A 19,366-nucleotide genomic window follows, 5' to 3' on the forward strand; every position below is an offset into this window, starting at 1 on the left:
GGCGGCGACCTATGTCAACGGCCTGGTGGGTGGTATGCGCAACCGCAGGTTTCGCTGTTATTCTAGTCGCCGGCACCACGGGGGCTATCCGCAGCGATACTTCGCGAGAAACCGCCGTCTCGCAGCAAGTCGGCGGCGATGTCGAGCGTGCTGTTCCGGCAATGATCCGCCACGGGTGCGGCGGGTGCCATGAAATTCCCGGTGTGCCCGGTGCTCATGGGAGTGTCGGCCCGTCCTTGAGCGGTGTTGCAGAACGGGCCTACATTGCCGGACGCGGCGGCCGGACTTCTACCGATGCGATGATGCGCTGGATCAGCAAGGCACGGGACGTCGATCCGAAAACGGCCATGCCGAACACCAACCTGTCGCCCCAGGAGGCGCGCGACATCACTGCGTATCTCTATGCGCGGACATGAAATCGGAAAGACGGGCTGCAAGGCGAGAACATCTTGCCAGCAGAAGGAGCAAGCCGAGCGATAAACCGGCACTGGTCATCACCAGTGCCTGGCCGGCCAGGAGGCTGACCGTCTGTTCTGTTGTCGAACCTGCTCGCATCTGGCGCACGTCGGCTGCCGTCACGCTGAGTTCCGGATTTCCGAAACGAGCAGTCACATAGTTGGCAAGGCTCGCCACCTGGCCATCATCCAGCCAATCTGCGAATGCAGCCATCGATTTGCGACCTGCTACGTCGCCCGCCTTGACGCCGGTAAGGATTGTCATGACGACATTCTCTGGAGTGGCCGCGCCCAGGGTGCTGTTGTGGGTCAGCGTGGCATAGGAAGAGTCTGGCGACCCGCTACCATTCAATCCATGGCAACCCGAACACAGGGATCCGTAAAGATCGCCCGCCGTGTGGGTGCTACCTTGCGCCACATTGCCGGGTTCGGCAGCGCTGGCCGTAATCGTCCCGCTCCATGAGAAACGGGGCTGCTGCTCGTCTCCGGATCGGGGAGGGACGTCCCTGAGATAGGCGACGATGGCGCGGATGTCGTCATCCGAAAGATGTTGCAGGCTATTCATCACCGTTTCCGCCATTGGACCACTGGCAAAAGCCTTTCCAGCCACGGCGCCTGTCTTGAGAAAGCGAGATAGCTCGTCGTCGCTCCAGCCGCCGATGCCCGCCGTCTTGTCGCCGGTGATGTTAAAGGCCTGCCAGATGCCCGCGGCACCGCCGGCGAGCTTGTGATCGTCATCCTCGCCGAATGTCACATTCCTCGGCGTGTGGCAGGCACCGCAGTGGCCGAGCACATCTACCAGATAGGCCCCTCGGTTCCAGGCCTCGGTTCGACTTCGATCCAGCGTGAAGCTACCGGGATGGTAGTTCGCGAGTTTCCACAGCCTGAGCGCCCAGCGCTGGTTGAATGGGAACGGCAGGGTATTTCGCGGCCGTGGCTGAATGATCGGCGTTTGCGCAAGGAGATAGGTCCTAATCGCGAGCACGTCGTCGCGGCTCATTCTAGCGAAGCTGTCGTACGGCATGGCCGGATAAAGATCGGTCCCGTCGCGCCTTACGCCTTCCCGGACGGCTCGCACGAATTCGTCTTCGGAATAGCCCCCAATGCCTGTGTCATGCTCCGGCGTGATGTTAGTGGAATAGACATCGCCGAAGGGCGTCGGCACACGATAGCCGCCGGCAAACAGTCGACTTGGGTTGGAGGTGTGGCACCCGACGCAGTCGGCGGCTCGTGCAAGATATTCACCCTTCTGGATTTCATTTGCTGACAGTTCGCTGCAAAGGGCCAACAATGCCAAGCTGGCAGCGATGGGCCGGAGGACGGAGGCTGCGAAAGCCTGAAGCATGGCAGAACTGGAGCCGAGGAGCCCGCCGTACAGCATAGGGCGGGGCGGGCTCAGGCCGGTGCCCACGGTTTCCGGCCCTTGCGCGGGCCAGTGCGACTGCCGTTGGCAGCAGATCGGCGGCCGCAGGCATCCCGGCACAGTCACAGTTCGCACCCACTGAAGATCAGCCCGGCCGCCATTTGTGCGAGCATGGCGAGTGCAAACAGCGCTCCGATGCCGACCGAGGTTCCGGCGAGAAAGCGCCTCGCGCGCGCCTGCAGAGGCGGGCTTGTGCCGTAGCTGGCGTGGCGGAGCGCGCGCCAGGACAGCAGGGTACCTGCCAACGCGGCGGCGGCAGCCAACAGCGAGAACAGCGCCGTGGGACGAAAGCCGGCATGGCACTGCCAGTCGGCAATCGCATAGTCGAGCTGCAGCGACACTGCCCAAGCGGTTGGCCCGCTGGCAAAGCCGGCCCAGGAAATGCCATTGCGGATCGCCTGCATATCACATCCTCGGCGTCCAATAGATGACGAGATAGAGCACCACCCACGAGGCGACTACGAAGTCCCAGTAGAATACATTGTCCGACACGTCGCTGAGGCGGCGGCCGGCCTTGCCCTTTTGCGTGAACATCAGGACAGCGAGTACGATCGTGTCTCCGACGTCGGTGAGAAGATGTGATGTGTGCAGAGAGAGGAGGAACCAAACGATCGAACCGTAGGCGTTTTGGTCCCATGAGATGTGAAGCGCGGGAAATTCCCAGATACGCACGATCAGGGGAAGAATCCCGACGATCGTCATTACGACCATGCCGGCGCGGACCTTTTGAAGGTCGTGCTGTCTAGCCCAGCGGTCGACTATATGATTGGGGACAACGCTAGCGAGCAGAATGATCAATATTGCCGTGCCCGGCGCGAGATCGGGTGCGGGTGCCGCAATCGGCCAGTGCCGGGCCAGGACAGCCAGGTAGAAATAGGTGCCAATCGCCAGAGCGAAACCGGCTGCTTCAAGGGCAATGAAGGCGAGTGTACCCCACCACATCGGGCTTGCCGCGCCGAAGTCATATGTGGGGAGGTGGCTGACGTCGACGACAGGGCGTTTTTTCATTCCTCGTCCTCCGGATCGCCCTTCGGCCAGAACCAGCAGATGAAGCCGATTGAGACCGGAATCGCACCCCACACCACAGCCCATGGCGTGTAGACTGAGGCGAAGAATGTACCGCCTACAGCGATCGCTGAGAGCAGAGGCCAGATCGAATTGTCAGCCGATGGCACGCGCAATTGCGGCACAGCGTCCGCAACCGTGCCGCCCACCACTTCGCGCGCATCGACGCGCAAACCCACGATAACTGGGAGTGTGTCGGGCTCTGCCCAAAGTGGATCGCGATGAGTCACCACCGGCAAGTGCGGAAAATTATAGGACGGCGGCGGCGATGTCGCAGCCCATTCGAGCGTGCTCGCACCCCACGGATTGTCGCCGGCGAGGTGGCCGTTCCGAAGGCTGAGCAGCATGTTCAGGAAGAAGAGCCCGAAGCCGGCGAACAGAACCAGTGATGAAAGACTGATGAAGAGGTTCACGCTGCCCCAGCCGCTTTCCAGCGGATAGGTGTAGACACGGCGCGGCATGCCCTGCAGCCCGAGGATGTGCATCGGGAAGAAGGTGAGGTTGAAGCCGACGAATACAAACCAGAAATTCCAGTGGCCGAGCCGCTCCGAAAGCAAGCGGCCAGTGATCTTGGGAAACCAGTAGTAGACGGCACCGAGTAGGGGAAAGACAGCGCCGCCGACAAGCACATAATGGAAGTGCGCGACCACAAAATAGGTGTCGTGCACTTGCAGGTCGAGCGGCACCGAGGCGACCATGACTCCCGTCAGGCCGCCGATGACGAAGGTGAAGATGAAGCCGAGCACGAAAAGGAGCGGTGTGGCAAAGATGGGCTTGCTACCCCAGATCGTCGCAATCCAGCAGAATATCTGGATGCCGCTCGGGATGGCGATCATCATCGAGGAGGCGGTGAAGAAGCTTTCGCCAAGCTGCGGCAGACCCGTGGCGAACATGTGATGCACCCACAGTCCAAAAGAGAGGAAGCCGATTGCAATCAGCGACAACACGATCCCGAGATAGCCGAAGACGGGGCGGCGGACGAAGGTGGGCAGAATCGCCGAGACAAAGCCGGTCGCTGGAATAAATATGATATAAACCTCGGGGTGACCGAAGAACCAGAAAAGATGCTGCCAGAGCAGCACATCGCCTCCCGCGGCTGAATCGAAGAACTTGGTGGCGACAAGCCGGTCGAGGATCAACATTGTGCTCGAGACCATCACGGCCGGCATGGCGAACAGTATGACAAAGGCCGTGACCAGCACCGACCAGACATAGAGCGGGATGCGATCGAGCGTCATACCGGGGGCGCGCTGTTTGAATACCGTCGCAATGATCTCGACGGCAACCGCTAGAGCCGATACTTCCGTGTAGGTCACCATCTGCGCCCAAAAGTCCGGGCGCTTGCCAATGCCATAATCCGGTCCGGCGAGCGGAACGTAGGAAAACCAGCCGGCATCGGCGCCTGTATTGAAGGCGAATGCTATCCAAATCATCATCCCGCCTGAAACGTAGATCCAGTAGCTAAAGGCATTGAGGCGGGGGAAGGCCACGTTGCGCGTGCCAATCATCAGCGGTACCAGGTATACGGCGAACGCCTCCATTACCGGCACGGCGAACAGAAACATCATCGTCGTGCCATGCATGGTGAAGAGCTGATTGTAGAAGTCTGGGCTTATACGGCCAGCCTCGGGCGCGGCGAGCTGAAAGCGCATGGCGAGTGCCGACAGACCCGCAAAAATGAGAAACAAGAAAGCCGTCACGACATAGCGCCGGCCGATCAGCTTATGATCGACCGTGGCCAGCCAGCCATACAGCCCTTTTGGTGTCCGCCAGGCATGTGCGAGCAGAGCGCGCAGCCTCACCTCGTCGAGGCTGGTGTCGCGAATGCCTTTCGGCCCCCCTTCCTGTACTCGCTCTGCCCTCTTTTCCCGAATGCCACTCATTCAAGGCTTCCAAGATAGATAGCAACCGCGTTGAGATCGTCGGCGCTAAGGGCAATGCGCGGCATTTTCGCGCCAGGTTTTATCGATTGAGGATCGGCAACCCACGCAGCAAGGGCGCCCGGCGTCATGGCAAGCGTATTCGCGGCCAGTGAGCGGCGGCCAGCCACATGAGTCAGGTCAGGTCCGACCGTTCCACTGGCAGGTGTGCCCCTAATCGTATGGCAGAGCGCGCAGCCAGTCCCGAGAAAAGCCGCCTGGCCGCGGCGTTCTTCATCGGCGATGGGCGTGACGGCGTCGGTGTCTTGCCTGGATCGCCAGGCGTCAAACGCTTCGCGGCTTTCCGCGACAACAGTGATCGCCATATGGGCATGCTGGTAGCCGCAGAACTCGGCGCACTGACCGCGATAGATGCCGGGCTTGTCGGCGATGAGGGTCAGTTCGCTCGACCGACCCGGGATAAGGTCCCTTTTTCCTGCAAGGCTTGGGACCCAGAAGCTGTGAATGACATCCAGCGAATCGAGTTTGACCTTCACGGACTCGCCGACCGGAATATGGATCTCATTCGCCGTGACGATCGCCTCCGACGAATCGATTTTGGGATAGCGTATCTCCCACCACCATTGATGACCTGTGACACGGACGGTGACGGTCTCGCTTCCGCTCAGCGAAGCGATCGACTTGCCAGCAAAAAAACTTCCTATCGTCAACGCAATGAGAACCACCACTGTCAAAGCCGTGGCGCTTCCGACAGCGCGGATCAGCCGGCGTTCTTGATGAGAATCGATCTGCAGCGGTGATCGCTGCACCTCCGCCAAGTGGCGTCGGAAAAGCGCCATTGCCAGGACCAGCATGACAAGAAGCCACGTCGTTAGGGCAACCGCGCCGAAGGTCCAGATGAGATCAAATATCTTTCGGGCGTTCGCACCATGCGCATGAAGCGTCGATTGCCAGTCGCTGCATCCCGTCAGAAACAATGTCGACGCAGCAGTTGGTCCTCTCAGGCCCTGTCCCGCAGCCTTTCCCGGAAGGGTGGCGACAAAGTTACTGGATGAGATCTGAATTCGACGCGCCAAGGCGGGGAGGATTGAGGATCGTCTCCGCTTCCGACGGCAGATTAACGAACTCATGCACCTTGCCATGACGAATCTACCATCAAGCCGAGGGCATAACGCGGCCGGTTGTAAAAGGATGCTCAGCACCGTCGTTCTGGTTTCGAAATCGGTGCGAAGTCGTGCCGGCAACACCTGACGCTAAAGGCATGCTTGAAAACCCAGCTAAATGAGTCCTCTGGGGGGGCCGTGGATATGTGCCCTTTAAGTGCAGGGCAGGGGGAAACGACTCAATAGCGTATATCAGGGGAGATATTCGCTACAGCCCATTCTCAGTGACACTAATATTTCAGCCGCCTTTAGCAAGGCGCCTGGAGGAGATCTGAACGTGATCTATACTTCAAAGGAGACCGCTACGGCCCGGGGTCTTTCGGGGAACAACTCTGACTGGTACCGATTTCCCTGCCGGAACATGAGCTTTCTTTGCCCGATGCCAGAGTGGAACCAACGGATTGAGTTCCGGATAGTAGCCGGCACAGTTCCCCTCGGGAATCGAATAGGGCGTGACCCGTAAACCGCGCACGCGCCGCTCCACACCATCATCGGCATGGGTTTCGAGATCGATTTCCTGCCCCGCACTTAACCCGAAACGCTGGATGTCCGCCTCATTCATGAGCAGCACCATGCGGGTTCCGTAGATGCCGCGCAGCCTGTCGTCATAGCCGTAGACGGTGGTGTTGAACTGGTCATTGGAGCGAACTGTGATCAGCGTCAGCACATTGTCACCCGAGAGATCGATATCGGGATTTGCCTCGAGCATCGATGGCAACTTGAAATTGGCTTTCTTGTTCGGTGTCTCCCACACGCGTTTCGACGCTTTGATATCACGATGAAAGCCGCCGGGATCGAGAAACCGCGTGTTGAAATCGCGGAAGTGTTGAGGATAGCACCGTTCGATCTCCTTGCGGATACGCGAATAATCAGCAACCCATTGGTCCCATGGGATGGAACTTTTGTTTGGCACTGTGGCCTTGGCAAGTTCGGCGACGATCTTGGGCTCCGAAAGCAGGTTTGGCGACGCGGGAGGCCGCGATCCAAAGGAGCCGTGGATACATGCGGTCGAATCTTCTATCGAGACAGTCTGGTCGCCGCTTGCCTGGTGATCTCTTTCCAGCCGCGACAGGCAGGGGAGAAGATAGGTGACGGCTCCCGGGATGAGATGGCTGCGGTTGAGCTTGGTTGCGATCTCGACATGAATGCTCAATCCACACCAAGCCTTCTCGACCAGGCCGGTTTCCGGCACTGCGCGAACGAAATTGCCTCCTAGTCCGATGAAGCCATTCACCCATCCCCCGATAACGCCTTCGCAGGTCTCGACCGTGTCGAGGCCTTTCTCGCGCGGTGGCTCGAAGGCGTAGAACTCTGCGAATTTGTCCAAGGGAACGAGTTCGGGTTTTTCAGTTATGCCGACAGTGCGCTGGCCTTGAACATTTGAATGGCCGCGCAGTGGCGAAATGCCGGCGCCGGATTTGCCCATATTGCCGCGCATCAGCAGCAGGTTGCATAGCATCTGGACATTCTCGGTGCCATGCCGGTGCTGCGTCAGGCCCATGCCGTAATTTCCGATTACAGCACTGGAAAGGCTGTAGATTTCCGCGACATGCTCAAGGTCGGCCTGAGCGATACCGGAGCGTCTGACGATATCGTTCCAACTGGCGTCGCGTAGATACGATTCGAATTCGGCAAAGCCGTGGGTGTGCTCGGCGATGAAATCGACGTCCAGGACACGCTGACTTGCGCGCTCACGCGCAGCATCGTCGAGCGCAAGCACCGCCTTGGCGATACCCGTCATGGCTGCGATGTCGCCGCCGCAACGAACCTGGAAGAAGTCGCTGGACATCTTGGTTCCAGGCCCCGGCGATAACATGTCGACAGGGTTTTGCGGATTCTTGAACCGCTTTAGACCTCGCTCGGGCAAAGGATTGAAAGTGAACACTGGCACCTGTCTTTGGCGTGCCTCCTGCAATGGATGCAGCAGCCGCGGCGCCGTGACGCCGGTGTTATGGCCGAAGAAGAACATCATGTCCGTTTTCGCGAAGTCCTCGAGTTGAACGGTCCCAACCGGGGAGCCGATCGACTCGGGCAGGCCGACCGAGGTCGATTCGTGGCACATGTTCGACGAATCCGGCAAGTTGGATGAACCGTAGATGCGCGCGAAAAGCTGATACATGAAGGAGGCCTCCAGAGAGGCACGGCCCGAGGTGTAGAAGACAACGGATTTCGGATTGAGCCGCTGGAGCTCGACGGCGATCTCGCGGAATGCACTTTCCCAGGCAACCGGTTCATACTGGTCGGTGATCGGATTGTAGCGCATTGGATCCGTCAGCCTGCCCTGCTTTTCCAAATCCCTGTCCGGCCAATCGAGCAGCTCGGCGACCTTGTGCTGTGCGAAGAAATCCGGCCCGCAGCGCAGTTTCGTCTGATCCCACATAGTGGCCTTAGCGCCGTTTTCACAGAACTCGAAAGGCCTCGGATGAGCCGGTTTCGCCCATGAGCAGGACACGCACATATAGCCGTCTGCCTTATTCTGCTTGAGCAGAGTGCTCCATATTCCCGAGATCAACAGGCCTTCGCTGCGCGCATGACGCGCCAGGGAACGAAGCGACCCCCAGCCCCCGGTCGGGTGTTCGTATTTCTTTATTTCTATGCGATCGGTCACGGCAGGTTTCATGGCGGGCCACCTTGCAAGAGACAAAAAACAGAACCCCGCCCGCGACCGATTGTTCCCGTCGGGCCGGCCAAACCACGGAGCCCCCCTTTGAGCAAAGCGGACTGCCGACGGAATACTCCTTCGCCGCATACAGCGCCGCGGAACATTTTCCTCAGTCATCGATTGAAACACGAGCCGGAGAATTCGGCCCGGAGTGGATCGCGTATCCAGTCTGACTCGACAAAAACGCGGCGGTTCGGTTGCGAGATTCAATTATCGCACGGGTAAGCAGATGGGATTGTTCCCTGCCAGCAAGAGCAATCAGGGTGCCAGCAACTCGACAATTCGTAGTGTAAACACAACAAAATTCATCTGCTCTATACTTAATGTTCTGTGCTTTGTCCTGATATCGATTCTGTTATCGGCGTGCTCTTCGTCGGAAGACCGGATTGACAGCCAATTGAGAACCGCGGCTTCCGCAGCGGAAACGGCATCGATGGCCCTGGACGCCTGGCTCGCGGGGGCGGCTCCTCAAAATTATACGTCACGCACGCTGCAATCGATCGGCCAGAAGCTCTCCGATGCCGAAACCCAAATCCAATCAGCCGATTCACCTGAGGTTCCCGACCGAGCCGGACGGATAACGGCCATCAGCCGCCTGGCGGCCGCGGTAGCGAACGCGGAGGCGGGATTACAGGAGAACAACCCCGCGAAAGTGGAGCGGGCGCAGCGGGATGTGCGAAACGCAATTGCCGCCCTGGCCGCCACCCATACCAAATCCTTTAGCCCGCACCCATGAAGAAGGTCCTCGAAATATCGTTGGGTGTTGTCACCAGTGTTGGTGGTTTTCTCGAAGTCGGTTCACTGACGACAGCCGTTCAAGCCGGTGCGGCATTCCATTTCCAGCTGATCTGGGCGATCGTTCTGGGGACGATTTGCATCATCTTCCTCGTCGAGATGGCAGGCCGCTTCGCTGCCGTGAGCCATCATACCATCGCCGATGGAATTCGGGAACGATTTGGCTTCAACGCCTTCCTCTGGCCGCTGCTGGCGGTCCTTCTAGTCAATCTCCTGGTCATGTCGGCTGAGATCGGCGGCGTTGCCATTGCGCTCGAACTTGCCACCGGAATCGGCTTCCAATGGTGGGCGCTTCTGGTGGCATTGCTGGCCTGGGTGCTTCTCTGGAAAGGCACGTTCGGCTTTATCGAAAAAGGCGTTTCGATTCTCGGGCTGGTCACACTGTGTTTTGTGGTCGGCGCGGTAATGCTTAAGCCTGATTGGGGTCAGGTCGCGGCGGGGGCTATTCCCATTGTGCCAAACCATGACGCGGCCAATTACTGGTTCATGGCCGTCAGCATTCTTGGGGCGTCAATTTCGCCTTATCTGTTCATGTTTTACTCTTCGGGAGCGATCGAGGACCGGTGGGACGAAAGCTATCTCGGGGCCAATCGCGCCATTGCGGCGATGGGTATGAGCTTTGGCGGCACGATTTCCGTCAGCGTGCTGATCGTCGCCGCGCTTGTGCTTGCCCCACACGGCATAGACCAGGTGGACGACTACCATCAGTTGCCGCTGATCCTGATCCCGATATTCGGCTTCTGGGGCTTTGTCCTGTTCATTGCTTCGCTCGGTATAGCTTGCTTCGGTGCTGTGCTCGAAGTTGGACTGCAGCAGGCCTATCTCGTGGCCCAAGGTTTCGGCTGGACCTGGGGCGAGGACCAGAAACCGCGAGACAATCCTGGCTTCAGCACGGTTTATACGGTGGCGTTGTTTCTCAGCGCCCTACCGATTGCGGCCGGCCTTGACCCGCTGAAGCTCACGATCTTCTCAATGGCGCTGACGGCTGCCAGCCTGCCTCTCAGCGTCGTTCCCTTCCTCTTTCTGATGAACGACAAGCGCTATGTCGGCAAGCATCGCAATGGGATGGTCTCGAATGCCGCGGTCATCTTTGTTATCGCGCTAGGCTTCGTGCTGGCGATTGTGGCGATCCCCTTGCAAATATTCGGAGGCACGTAATGGATACGGTCCGCGACATTTTGGACAAGCAACTGATCGACCGCGAACAGGTCAAGATCGGCAAGGTCGATGGCCTGGTGGCGGAACTGAGGCCAGGCAAGCCGCCAAGGATCGTTGCGATCGAACTAGGATCGATTGCGCTGGCACGCCGACTAGGTGCACGGCCCGGACGCTGGATGGCGGCACTGTCGGCAAGGCTGGGCGGCAAACGCCACGGCGAGCCGCATCGGATCGCCTGGAACAAGGTGCGCGACATCGGCATCGATATCGAGTTCGACATCGACGTCCGCGAGACGGCGATCTTCGATTGGCAAAACTGGCTGCGCGATCACGTCGTCGGCCGCATCCCGGGAGCGGGCTGATGGCCACAACCATCAATCTTGAGCGGCTGGTTGGCCGATGCGTGTTATCGCCACGCGGGAAAAGCATCGGCTACATCGAGGAGATTCGCGCCGAAAAGGACGGACACGATCTTGTCATTACCGAATTCCATATCGGCATCTACGCCGCATTCGAGCGACTTTCCGCTTCCGCGATAGGCGCGGCGGTGCTCGATGCATTTCGGTTACGCCGTGATGGTGGCTTTTATCGAATTCCTTGGGACAAGATCGATATATCCAACCCCACGCAGCCGAGGCTTTTGTGTCCGATGGAGGACCTTGCCCGCATGAAAGGATACCCCGGACAGTCGCAAGATCAAAAGAAGTCCCGCAAAAGCCGGGCAAAACGCTAGCGCACGAGGCTCGCCGCAACGAAGACCGCCGCTGCAATGAAAACCAACGCGGCAATCACCAGCAATGGCCAGTTGTTGCCGGGCCGGGCTTCGACTTCATCCTCCATCGGTCGCATGGCATCGGCAAAGCTAGCTTCGTTCTTGAATCGCGGAGCGTTCTCTGGAGGCTTATGTCCAGCGAGGTTTGGCGCATCTGCCGCTTCTGCGTCGGTACTGAGAGGTGCGGCGGCAGGGTCAAATCCCGGAGTCTTGTCAGGCCCATGAGCATGGGCATTCTCTGCCGGCGTTTGACGTCGCGCTGTTGCCATGGACGGCTCCTTTGCAGCCAAACTTCGGTTCGGCCCCGCGGTTCCAATCTCCTGCGAATATTTGAACCCGACCCTATGGAATTGCCGGAACATGGCTTTGGTGGTGGCGTTGAATTGTCGACGAATTGGTCCTTGAGGCGAGGTGCCTCGCGTATTTGAAAGTGTAGCCGAATGTATCCCTTTGCTTCCTTCCATGATCTAGCCGCTGGCAGAGGCGACGGCCTTCGTCCCGAGCTTGTCCGAATGCTGAAGATACGCGCCGCTTTGGCAGCGTCAGATGTGCTGCAGCTTAACGCCAGGCGCGCGGACGGTTTCGAACAAGCAGGGCCAAATCCCGTTGGAGATGTCGAAAGCGCGCTTCCGGATGGGGTTTTGCGTTATCCCGCCGAAGTCAAGGCGAAACATCCGTCGAAACGCCAGCGCCGATCTCGATGACGCGAAGCGGTGTCTGCTCCCGTCCGGTTGTACGAATCCAGAGACCGGCCAGGAACAACGCTACTCCGCCATAAATCAGGCCAGCCGGGATCCACATCACGAGGCCCGCAAGCTGCTGGTCTTCGAGGGGTGCAAGGCCCCACAAGCTTGAGCCGACGGCATTTTCCGGATACCAAAGCCGCGGCGAGACCACAAGCAAGGCCCCGAGCAGGCCGGTATGCAACGAGGTCAAAAAAAGATGCATGACCGCGCTGCCGCAGGCATGTCTTCGGCCCGGGCGAGGCAGCAGTGCCCACCAGAATAAAAGACCGGTGCCGAAAAAGCTGGCATGCTGTGCATAGTGCCAGAGACCTTGTTGCAATGCAGCCTCGAAAAGCGCCGGGACATGCCACGCCCATATCGCGACGCCATGCAGGACGGTGGCGATTACGGGTCGGCTCATGAAGACCCAAGTCGCCCCAAGCATGCGTATATGCCCGGCTGCGCGGAGCGCCTGGCGTAATCGCATGGGTAGGGCCCATATCATTGGCGCCGCCGGACATGAAGCAATTACGAGGGGCGCCGCCACCGCCATCAGCAATTCGTGTTCAATCATGTGAGCGGTGAACAGCCGCTCGCCCAATGCATGAAGCGGGCTCACCAAGGCTGCCACCAATGCGACCCAGCCGGCGGCGAACAGTAGGGCTTGCCGAAAACGCAAAGGGCGCGCGCGCCCGCTCCGTTGCCAAAGCCGGATGGCACCTACGACATAGAGCGATGCGATTGCCGCCAATGGAAAGATAATGGGAAGCGTGAACGTCCAGCCGGCATCTGGGCCGCCTGCGCCATAACAGAGCGAAGTCGAGAAGAGAGAATCGAAGCTCATGGCCTGCAGCTGCCAATGCTACGGGGGTCAACGCTGAGCGCGGCGGCGGCCACGATATTTTTGCCGCAACCCGCAATGAGCTGGCGCGACTCTATGAACGTTGGGACGCCTGATTAGCGTTCATCATCCCTTGGCGCATTTGTCGAACATGCCTCAACGCGCGAAAGTCATAGAAGTGCCAAGCAGAAAACACCCTCGGGTGGTTTCAGTCAGATCCAAACATGCAGGCCCCGTAGGTAGACTGCTAGGCCTTGTCGGAAGGATCAAGCACGCAAACCGAGCGCCCTTGTCGACTTCGACGCCGGCAATGGCGACGTCGCCTCGACCATCCGCTTTAGCTATCGCAGAGCGCCACCAGGATCGATCTGGAACTAGCAGCACCATGTCGGGTTTTGATTGATGCGCGGTCACTGCATCGGGACTGAGTTCTTGGAGTAATGCGATGGGCGACATCGGCGCCGAAGTCCGCGCGAAACAGACAATTAGGCTGGCAAAAGGGCCATTTCAGCGATTTCTGCGCACAATTGGGCCCGGCGTTATTACAGGCGCTGCAGACGACGATCCTTCGGGTATCGGCACCTACAGCCAAGCGGGTGCTCAGCTTGGGTTCAATATTGGCTGGACAATGATATTCACCTTTCCGCTCATGGCCGCGATCCAGGAGATTGCGGCGCGGATTGGCCGGACGACAGGTCGAGGTATCTCCGGAAACCTCTCTCGACACTATCCTGAAGAACTAATGTATTTTGTGGTCGCCTTGTTGTTCGGCGCCAATGTCATCAATATTGGCGCGGACCTCAGCGCGATGGCTGACGCGCTCCGATTGCTGGTGGGTGGCCCCAGTTCGCTCTACGTGGTTGGGTTCGGTTTGGCATCTATTTCTGCAATCGTCTTTCTCGACTACAGCCGATATGTCACGGTTCTGAAATGGACGACGCTCAGCCTCTTCGCCTACGTTGTGGCTGCGTTCATGGCGCATATTCCCTGGGGAGAAGCGCTCAAAGGCATTTTCATCCCGCACGTAGAATGGAACGGGTCTTTTTTCACAACGGTTCTTGCTGTTCTGGGCACTACGATTTCCCCCTATCTGTTCTTCTGGCAGTCGTCGCAAGAGGTAGAAGAGGAGACGGTGGACCCGAAAGCCAAGCCGTTGAAATGGGCACCATGGCAAGCATCTGGCGCCTTCCAGCGCATTCGCGCAGACACCTTGGTCGGTATGGCATTTTCGAACCTGATAGCTGTTGCGATCATCGTTACAACGGCCGCCACGTTACACAAGGCGGGAGTGACTGAGATCTATTCCTCGACTGACGCTGCCAAAGCCCTGGAGCCGGTTGCAGGTAAGTTCGCGCTTATGGTCTTCGCGACCGGCATCATCGGCACCGGACTGCTTGCGGTGCCGATTCTCGCAGGTTCGGCTGCATTTGCCGTGGGTGAAGCGTGCCGTTGGCCGGTGGGGCTGGAGCGACAGCCCAAGGAGGCGATGGCGTTTTATACGACATTGGCTGCTGCGGCCATGCTCGGAATGGCTATCATCTTCATGTCGATCGATCCAATCAGGGCACTGTATTGGAGTGCTGTCACCAACGGCATATGCGCGGTTCCGGTGATGGTCGTCATGATGCAAATGACGGGGCGCTCCGAAGTCATGGGCGAGTTTCCTGTGCAGGGTTGGCTGAGGGCTCTCGGTTGGCTCGCTACCAGCACGATGGTCTTGTCTGTGGTTGGCCTCGTGCTCCAATGGATAGTTTGAAATGGCGCCAACCGAGTCTCGCTTGGCCCTATGAATGAAACGTGGGGCTTGCTCCGGGCTCACTGCATCCTTCGTAGGACCGCCACCACACGACGCTGTTCCAGAAAGCTTCCGTTCCGCTGCTGCGAGGTAGAGCGAGACGACGACATCCGAGACAAGCATTGGCGGTCTCCCGGACGATGCTTGTCTCGGATTCCGCACAGCAGGTTTGGTTCCTCCTCCCGTGACGGGGCAAACCGCTGTTGCCTGGCGCACAAGCAACTTCCCTCCGTTTTCCGCGTTGGAACATCCGAGGGCGCCTTTAAAGTTCGGAGAATCCCATGATCGTGTCCAGTGCCAGCGCGCTCGAAATCGAGTCAAGCCGGCCCACGCAACCGCATCAGTGCGGCACAGCAGCCTCCGATCTTTCCAAAGAGCTAGACAGAGGCCGTCGATACCAATCCTCGGAGTGACGCCCGGCCTGTCAACAGGAGTCAAACATGAGACATCAAACACTAAATCAGCTGCAAGCAATTGCCGACGTTAACTCGCTGGCGCCAACGTCAACTATGACCAGAACGCAACGGATTGAGCGCTGGGCAGGTCTTCTTGATGAGCGTCCCGTGCGAATCCTCGGAATGCTGACCGGCACCGAATATTTGCCTGCGGAGGCCCGCGAGCTGGCACGGGCAGATGGTTCCCCCATTACCGTTGCATTCGAAGATCCTTTGCTGCGTGCTGCAGGTCTCAAAAATGACACTTATGGAGAAGCCAAGCGCTTCTTCGAACTGAGCGACTGGCAACTGCATGACATAGTCTGTAGTTGCCATGCTGGTACCCTGACAGAAGGCAAATCTGCCGCCGCGACGGTCCGCCGGAGCCTCAACGGGCGCAGATTTTTTGTTTGGCTGAGATATGTGCTGATGCACTGAGGGTGTCCCTGGATACGACAGATCGGTTGTCGGGCGCGACGAGGATCAGGCCAAGATCGGTTGAACCCTCCTTTGAAACAGGCGGGGGCTCAAATCGAGGCGGCGTAAACTCACGATGCGAGGATCAGCGCGCGAACAGTGCCGCCACTCTCGAAGGCCTGCTGGCTAGCCACTATGGCTGCGAGAATGCGGTTCACCCGATAGCAAGCCTGTAGCGGACTCGCGTGATAGGACCGCTCACTGAGTTGCGCGGCCGGTCAATCTTTGCCGCCACGGAATTTGGCTCCTCTCGTCCCTTCGCAAGGGGTGGAACTGTTCTTCCCTCCGCCGGTTATTTGAATCTCACCCAGCGGAGATGCGAGCCATGGACCACACAAATCACGTAAGGCTAACAAACGCCGAACTCACCCCGGACATTCTCGAAGGCGCAACCATCTACGGACCCCAGGACGAGAAGATCGGTTCTGTCGATCATGTCCACGGTAGCCAGGTCGTCATTGATGTCGGCGGCTTCCTCGGCATCGGCGCCAAGCCTGTTGCCGTTGCCGTAAACCAGCTCGACTTCATGCGCGACGAAGATGGTGGCGTGCACGCCGCGACGTCGTGGACGAAGGATCAACTCAAGAGCATGCCGGAACACCGCGATTAGGAGGTAAAGATGACTACGCCGCGCCACGGTGCTCCAGGCACCACCGAACAGAAACCGCGCTGGGAGGGCCCACCGGAAAACCGGCCTCCGGGCTATCTGCCTGCCAAAGACGATCCGGACGAAGATCGCGATGCCGCGGGCGAAAACCTCAAGGACCCTGACAAACGCGATCTCGGAGATGCGCTGAAAACGAAACGGAACAAATAGGAGGCATACATGCCACGCGGAGACAAGTCGAAATACACCGACAAGCAGGAACGCAAGGCCGACCATATTGCCGAAGGCTACGAGAAGCGCGGCGTTTCGGAAAAGGAGGCCGAGCGGCGCGCTTGGGCGACCGTCAACAAGGACGATGGCGGCGGCAAGAAGGAAGGCGGCTCCGGCAGCGGCAAGCACACCGGAAATCCAGCCGCCCATAAGGGTGGAAGGAAGGGTGGTGCTGCCTCAGCCAATCGCTCGGCCGCCGAACGCTCGGCGTCTGCAAAGAAGGCGGCGAGAACAAGAGCGCATCAGTGACGATCATGCTTCTCACTGACGCCGCCGCAGACGCGGCGCTCATCAGCGACGGTGCAGGCATCGCCGAACGAAACAGGTGCGTCTTGATCCTCCAGCGGCGTGCGCGGTGGTTCGAACACCAAAAGCTGTTCCATCTCTCCCGAGCGCTGACTGCTGTAGCTGAAGAAATCGGCGGACGAGCCGTCGGCCCATGAGACGGTTTTCGGGGGCGAAGGCTGCCGACGCCTTTGTTTGCAAGCACGAGGAATAGCCATGGCAGCGCCACGAGCGGTTTGGAAGGGGTTCCTGAAGGTGGGATCGGTGTCATGCGGCGTGAAGCTGGTTGGTGCAACCAGCGAAGCCTCGAAGATCCACTTCAAGATTCTCAACCGGGAAGACGGGCTTCCAGTGAAGAGCGCCTATGTTGACGAAGAGACCGGCGATGTCGTCGATTCGGAAGATCAGATTAAAGGCTACGAGATTGAGAAGGGCGACTTCATCGAGATCGAGCCCGACGAAATCAAGAAGCTGAAGCTGACCTCGGCGCATACGCTGGAAGTCGAGGGATTCGTGGCGCTCGACGAAATCGACACCCGCTACCTTGAGAAACCCTACTACGTCATCCCCGCCGATGGCGCCGCGGTCGAAGCCTTTTCCGTCTTGCGTGAGGCAATGGCGAAAAAGCGGGTTGCAGCGAGATCCTGCGTGGTGCTCTACCAGCGCGGCCGCGAGGTCGTGATCCAGCCTTTCGGGAAAGGAATGCTGTTGACCGAACTGCGTACCCACAATGAAATGATCTCGGAAAGCAGCGTCTTCGACGATTTGAAAAGCCCCGGATACGACAAGGATCTACTCGAGATCGCGGAACTCCTTATCGACAAGAAGGTGACGAAATTCGACCCGTCGAAATTCGATGACACTTATGAAGACGCGTTGATTGCGATGATCGATGCCAAGCGCAAGGGCAAGAAGCCTCCGAAGCCGGCGCCCAAGCCGAAGGAGAACGTTGTCGATCTCGCATCGGTGCTTCGCAAGAGCCTTGCCAAAGAAGGCATCAAGCAGAATCCTAAAGCTCGCCGGAAATTGGCATAGTTCCGCTTTCGCTGGAACTTTAGCCGTTTCTAACGGTTCCATACGAGCGTATGGGGCCGCTGCTTGGCTCCTGCGTAGGCAACTGGCCCGCGCTACACTCTTCAAGGGTGGCGCGGGTTTTTCATGAGCCTATCGCTGCCATTGTGGGACGAAACGGTCGTCGAGATATTCGTTCAGACATGTCGAGTGCAGTGGCACAGCGAGTTCCGTTGCCTTCATATAGACCATTGCTTCAACGGATGAGCCGCCAGCTTCGGGGGACACATCTATAAGAACGCGAAAGTTGCCGGGCGTGCCCGTGGATTCGAGTCCATCCACAATGGCAAGCTGTTGAGTGTCGACTTCATAGAGTTCCCCCAAAACTCGCAGTCCCATGCCGGGGCGGTTGATCATCATCGGAGCATACCACGGACCTGCGATCACCATCGGGAAGGGCTGTACGGTTCGGAAGCCCCCCAAAAACGGGGCGGGCGCCAATCCCTTTTCGTGGAGCGCGAAGCCACGCTTGAGCGTTCCGAAAACAAATAGCTTCATCGCGTTTAAGTTTTGGCCCGCATCCACATTCTGCATTCGACGGCACATAAGGAAAGCCCGCCGCTTATTGTGAGGAACGTTGGCGACGGGCTTTTGCTGCTTGAGGCGGCCACATCCTGAACAAAATCGACCGCTTGGTGGATCAATTCACAGGAGCGTTCTCGGTTCCAATTCTAATGAGTCGACATTTCAAACTGGGACACGCCGCGTAGGATGCTGAGATCGGGCGTCAGGGACATCCCGAAAGCAGATAACGGTCGAGCCGCAACCGCAGCTTCGACTATTCCCTGGCGTGAGCGAAAAAGCGAATTGCCCGCCAACCGGCGATCGTCTCCCGCAGTTTGCTGAAAAGCTTTCCATCTTCGTTGGTGGCGGCCCGGACCTGCACGGCAACCCAGCCGGCTTTCATGGTGGCGCCGACATGACAATGGCAAACAATGGCATGCAATTGCCATTCCGATAGTTCGAAGAAACGCCTCGCCTCGCCATAGGTGTCGCTCTTCAGACCCTGCGCGCGCAAGATTGGATCAGCGAAAGCGATGCTAAGCGGAGATTCGGTACATTGTGCTTTGTCTCGTACATCCAGCCTCATGTACTCGGTGCCGGGTAGTGCTCCCAGGCACCGTTCGGGATCGCGCTCGAGAAGTGCGGCCCAGTGTTCCAATCGCTGGCTCCGCGTCATCGCCGGGCAGGCTGCATCGATCTCCGCGACTGCATTTAGTTCTTCGCGTGTTTGGTGTTTCATGCCCGTCTCCTGTTCGCCAGCCGCTCTGCCTGCTGCAAAGCGCACCACAGGTCGGAGTGGCCCAGTTCGTCCCTATGGCGCTCGAACCTCCATTTCACCGGAAAGTTCCACCACTACAAAAATTTGTTCCAGGGGAGCCGTTGTGGCCCGCCGAAAAGATCGCTTTGGGCGGCGGGCGCTGCAAGCATTGTCCTAAATCTCGTCGAACCGGTTCCCTTCCTTTGACGGGTCTCGTGACAGCGCGC

At 58.7% G+C, this 19,366-nt stretch carries 22 protein-coding genes; 11 read left to right on the forward strand and 11 right to left on the reverse strand.

Features of this window, described 5'->3' with window-relative positions; all coding sequences use genetic code 11:
- Positions 1-11: 11 nt before the first annotated feature.
- Positions 12-416 (forward strand): c-type cytochrome, encoded by a 405-nt coding sequence (locus EN874_RS30905; RefSeq protein ID WP_127428668.1) that lies wholly within the window; start codon positions 12-14, stop codon positions 414-416.
- On the opposite strand, the gene EN874_RS30910 is transcribed toward EN874_RS30905, so the two are convergent.
- The 6 genes from EN874_RS30910 to EN874_RS30935 all read right to left on the reverse strand — a co-directional run bounded on the left by EN874_RS30910 (position 388) and on the right by EN874_RS30935 (position 8,606).
- Positions 388-1,800, reverse strand: coding sequence for a cytochrome c (locus tag EN874_RS30910; RefSeq protein ID WP_168247676.1), 1,413 nt, complete (start codon positions 1,798-1,800; stop codon positions 388-390). The two genes, EN874_RS30905 and EN874_RS30910, sit on opposite strands and share 29 nt — an antisense overlap.
- A 140-nt stretch (positions 1,801-1,940) precedes the next feature.
- Positions 1,941-2,282 carry a hypothetical protein gene (locus tag EN874_RS30915; RefSeq protein ID WP_127428669.1) on the reverse strand — a complete coding sequence of 114 codons (342 nt, stop codon included), beginning with the start codon at positions 2,280-2,282 and terminating at the stop codon, positions 1,941-1,943.
- 1 nt (position 2,283) lies between these two features.
- Positions 2,284-2,886: a cytochrome C oxidase subunit III gene (locus EN874_RS30920; protein ID WP_127428670.1), complete on the reverse strand. Its 603-nt coding sequence runs from the start codon at positions 2,884-2,886 to the stop codon at positions 2,284-2,286.
- Positions 2,883-4,826, reverse strand: coding sequence for a cytochrome c oxidase subunit I (ctaD, locus tag EN874_RS30925; RefSeq protein WP_127428671.1), 1,944 nt, complete (start codon positions 4,824-4,826; stop codon positions 2,883-2,885). Before ctaD ends, EN874_RS30920 begins: the two co-directional genes overlap by 4 nt.
- Entirely contained in the window at positions 4,823-5,800 is a 978-nt protein-coding gene (gene coxB / locus EN874_RS30930) for a cytochrome c oxidase subunit II (RefSeq protein WP_245513788.1), read from the reverse strand. Before coxB ends, ctaD begins: the two co-directional genes overlap by 4 nt.
- A gap of 475 nt (positions 5,801-6,275) precedes the next feature.
- On the reverse strand, positions 6,276-8,606 hold the full coding sequence (locus EN874_RS30935) for an FdhF/YdeP family oxidoreductase (protein WP_127428672.1): 2,331 nt from the start codon (positions 8,604-8,606) through the stop codon (positions 6,276-6,278).
- 193 nt (positions 8,607-8,799) lie between these two features.
- Here EN874_RS30935 and EN874_RS30940 point away from each other — a divergent pair, with 193 nt between their 5' ends.
- Genes EN874_RS30940 through EN874_RS30955 form a run of 4 tightly spaced genes read left to right on the forward strand, consistent with a single transcriptional unit; the run spans position 8,800 to position 11,334 of the window.
- Entirely contained in the window at positions 8,800-9,384 is a 585-nt protein-coding gene (locus EN874_RS30940) for a hypothetical protein (protein ID WP_245513790.1), read from the forward strand.
- Positions 9,381-10,601, forward strand: a complete 1,221-nt coding sequence (locus EN874_RS30945; protein WP_127428673.1) for a divalent metal cation transporter — start codon at positions 9,381-9,383, stop codon at positions 10,599-10,601. Before EN874_RS30940 ends, EN874_RS30945 begins: the two co-directional genes overlap by 4 nt.
- On the forward strand, positions 10,601-10,963 hold the full coding sequence (locus tag EN874_RS30950; protein ID WP_127428674.1) for a hypothetical protein: 363 nt from the start codon (positions 10,601-10,603) through the stop codon (positions 10,961-10,963). The genes EN874_RS30945 and EN874_RS30950 overlap by 1 nt, the downstream gene beginning before the upstream one ends.
- Positions 10,963-11,334, forward strand: coding sequence for a hypothetical protein (locus EN874_RS30955; protein WP_127428675.1), 372 nt, complete (start codon positions 10,963-10,965; stop codon positions 11,332-11,334). The genes EN874_RS30950 and EN874_RS30955 overlap by 1 nt, the downstream gene beginning before the upstream one ends.
- Here EN874_RS30955 and EN874_RS30960 read toward each other — a convergent pair.
- On the reverse strand, positions 11,331-11,642 hold the full coding sequence (locus EN874_RS30960; RefSeq protein WP_127428676.1) for a hypothetical protein: 312 nt from the start codon (positions 11,640-11,642) through the stop codon (positions 11,331-11,333). The two genes, EN874_RS30955 and EN874_RS30960, sit on opposite strands and share 4 nt — an antisense overlap.
- A 391-nt stretch (positions 11,643-12,033) precedes the next feature.
- The gene (locus EN874_RS30965; RefSeq protein WP_127428677.1) at positions 12,034-12,942 is read right to left on the reverse strand and encodes a cytochrome c oxidase assembly protein; all 909 of its coding nucleotides are present in this window, start codon (positions 12,940-12,942) and stop codon (positions 12,034-12,036) included.
- A gap of 442 nt (positions 12,943-13,384) precedes the next feature.
- Here EN874_RS30965 and EN874_RS30970 point away from each other — a divergent pair, with 442 nt between their 5' ends.
- From EN874_RS30970 to EN874_RS30990, 5 genes are all read left to right on the forward strand, one after another.
- Positions 13,385-14,695: a divalent metal cation transporter gene (locus EN874_RS30970; protein ID WP_127428678.1), complete on the forward strand. Its 1,311-nt coding sequence runs from the start codon at positions 13,385-13,387 to the stop codon at positions 14,693-14,695.
- A gap of 479 nt (positions 14,696-15,174) precedes the next feature.
- Positions 15,175-15,606, forward strand: a complete 432-nt coding sequence (locus EN874_RS30975) for a hypothetical protein (protein WP_127428679.1) — start codon at positions 15,175-15,177, stop codon at positions 15,604-15,606.
- Positions 15,607-15,970: 364 nt separating this feature from the next.
- A complete protein-coding gene (locus EN874_RS30980; protein ID WP_127428680.1) occupies positions 15,971-16,255 on the forward strand; it encodes a PRC-barrel domain containing protein in 285 nt (94 codons plus the stop codon).
- 9 nt (positions 16,256-16,264) lie between these two features.
- Entirely contained in the window at positions 16,265-16,462 is a 198-nt protein-coding gene (locus tag EN874_RS30985; protein WP_126090111.1) for a hypothetical protein, read from the forward strand.
- A 9-nt stretch (positions 16,463-16,471) separates the two neighbouring features.
- Complete coding sequence (locus tag EN874_RS30990) at positions 16,472-16,771, forward strand: plasmid stabilization protein (RefSeq protein ID WP_127428681.1); 300 nt, start codon at positions 16,472-16,474, stop codon at positions 16,769-16,771.
- Here EN874_RS30990 and EN874_RS33910 read toward each other — a convergent pair.
- On the reverse strand, positions 16,765-16,905 hold the full coding sequence (locus EN874_RS33910) for a hypothetical protein (protein ID WP_168247678.1): 141 nt from the start codon (positions 16,903-16,905) through the stop codon (positions 16,765-16,767). The genes EN874_RS30990 and EN874_RS33910 overlap by 7 nt on opposite strands.
- Positions 16,906-17,023: 118 nt before the next feature.
- On the opposite strand from EN874_RS33910, the gene EN874_RS30995 reads away from it, so the two are divergent.
- On the forward strand, positions 17,024-17,842 hold the full coding sequence (locus tag EN874_RS30995; RefSeq protein ID WP_127428682.1) for a Ku protein: 819 nt from the start codon (positions 17,024-17,026) through the stop codon (positions 17,840-17,842).
- 129 nt (positions 17,843-17,971) lie between these two features.
- On the opposite strand, the gene EN874_RS31000 is transcribed toward EN874_RS30995, so the two are convergent.
- Positions 17,972-18,412, reverse strand: coding sequence for a gamma-glutamylcyclotransferase family protein (locus tag EN874_RS31000; protein WP_245513792.1), 441 nt, complete (start codon positions 18,410-18,412; stop codon positions 17,972-17,974).
- A gap of 244 nt (positions 18,413-18,656) precedes the next feature.
- The gene (locus EN874_RS31005; RefSeq protein WP_127428683.1) at positions 18,657-19,121 is read right to left on the reverse strand and encodes a hypothetical protein; all 465 of its coding nucleotides are present in this window, start codon (positions 19,119-19,121) and stop codon (positions 18,657-18,659) included.
- Between the last annotated feature and the right edge of the window lie 245 nt (positions 19,122-19,366).

Origin of the sequence: Mesorhizobium sp. M1D.F.Ca.ET.231.01.1.1, assembly GCF_003999155.2 — a bacterium.
Classification (GTDB): Bacteria; Pseudomonadota; Alphaproteobacteria; order Rhizobiales; family Rhizobiaceae; genus Mesorhizobium.

Coding starts and splice junctions, on each gene's coding strand:
- ctaD (WP_127428671.1), bottom strand. CDS start 4,826: ATGAGTGGCATTCGGGAAAAGAGGGCAGAGCGAGTACAGGAAGGGGGG.
- EN874_RS30945 (WP_127428673.1), top strand. CDS start 9,381: ATGAAGAAGGTCCTCGAAATATCGTTGGGTGTTGTCACCAGTGTTGGT.
- EN874_RS30905 (WP_127428668.1), top strand. CDS start 12: ATGTCAACGGCCTGGTGGGTGGTATGCGCAACCGCAGGTTTCGCTGTT.
- EN874_RS30935 (WP_127428672.1), bottom strand. CDS start 8,606: ATGAAACCTGCCGTGACCGATCGCATAGAAATAAAGAAATACGAACAC.
- EN874_RS33910 (WP_168247678.1), bottom strand. CDS start 16,905: ATGGAACAGCTTTTGGTGTTCGAACCACCGCGCACGCCGCTGGAGGAT.
- EN874_RS30960 (WP_127428676.1), bottom strand. CDS start 11,642: ATGGCAACAGCGCGACGTCAAACGCCGGCAGAGAATGCCCATGCTCAT.
- EN874_RS30990 (WP_127428681.1), top strand. CDS start 16,472: ATGCCACGCGGAGACAAGTCGAAATACACCGACAAGCAGGAACGCAAG.
- EN874_RS30920 (WP_127428670.1), bottom strand. CDS start 2,886: ATGAAAAAACGCCCTGTCGTCGACGTCAGCCACCTCCCCACATATGAC.
- EN874_RS30995 (WP_127428682.1), top strand. CDS start 17,024: ATGGCAGCGCCACGAGCGGTTTGGAAGGGGTTCCTGAAGGTGGGATCG.
- EN874_RS30915 (WP_127428669.1), bottom strand. CDS start 2,282: ATGCAGGCGATCCGCAATGGCATTTCCTGGGCCGGCTTTGCCAGCGGG.
- EN874_RS31000 (WP_245513792.1), bottom strand. CDS start 18,412: ATGCAGAATGTGGATGCGGGCCAAAACTTAAACGCGATGAAGCTATTT.
- EN874_RS30910 (WP_168247676.1), bottom strand. CDS start 1,800: ATGCTTCAGGCTTTCGCAGCCTCCGTCCTCCGGCCCATCGCTGCCAGC.
- EN874_RS30970 (WP_127428678.1), top strand. CDS start 13,385: ATGGGCGACATCGGCGCCGAAGTCCGCGCGAAACAGACAATTAGGCTG.
- EN874_RS30980 (WP_127428680.1), top strand. CDS start 15,971: ATGGACCACACAAATCACGTAAGGCTAACAAACGCCGAACTCACCCCG.
- EN874_RS30965 (WP_127428677.1), bottom strand. CDS start 12,942: ATGAGCTTCGATTCTCTCTTCTCGACTTCGCTCTGTTATGGCGCAGGC.
- EN874_RS30975 (WP_127428679.1), top strand. CDS start 15,175: ATGAGACATCAAACACTAAATCAGCTGCAAGCAATTGCCGACGTTAAC.
- EN874_RS30950 (WP_127428674.1), top strand. CDS start 10,601: ATGGATACGGTCCGCGACATTTTGGACAAGCAACTGATCGACCGCGAA.
- EN874_RS30955 (WP_127428675.1), top strand. CDS start 10,963: ATGGCCACAACCATCAATCTTGAGCGGCTGGTTGGCCGATGCGTGTTA.
- EN874_RS30985 (WP_126090111.1), top strand. CDS start 16,265: ATGACTACGCCGCGCCACGGTGCTCCAGGCACCACCGAACAGAAACCG.
- EN874_RS31005 (WP_127428683.1), bottom strand. CDS start 19,121: ATGAAACACCAAACACGCGAAGAACTAAATGCAGTCGCGGAGATCGAT.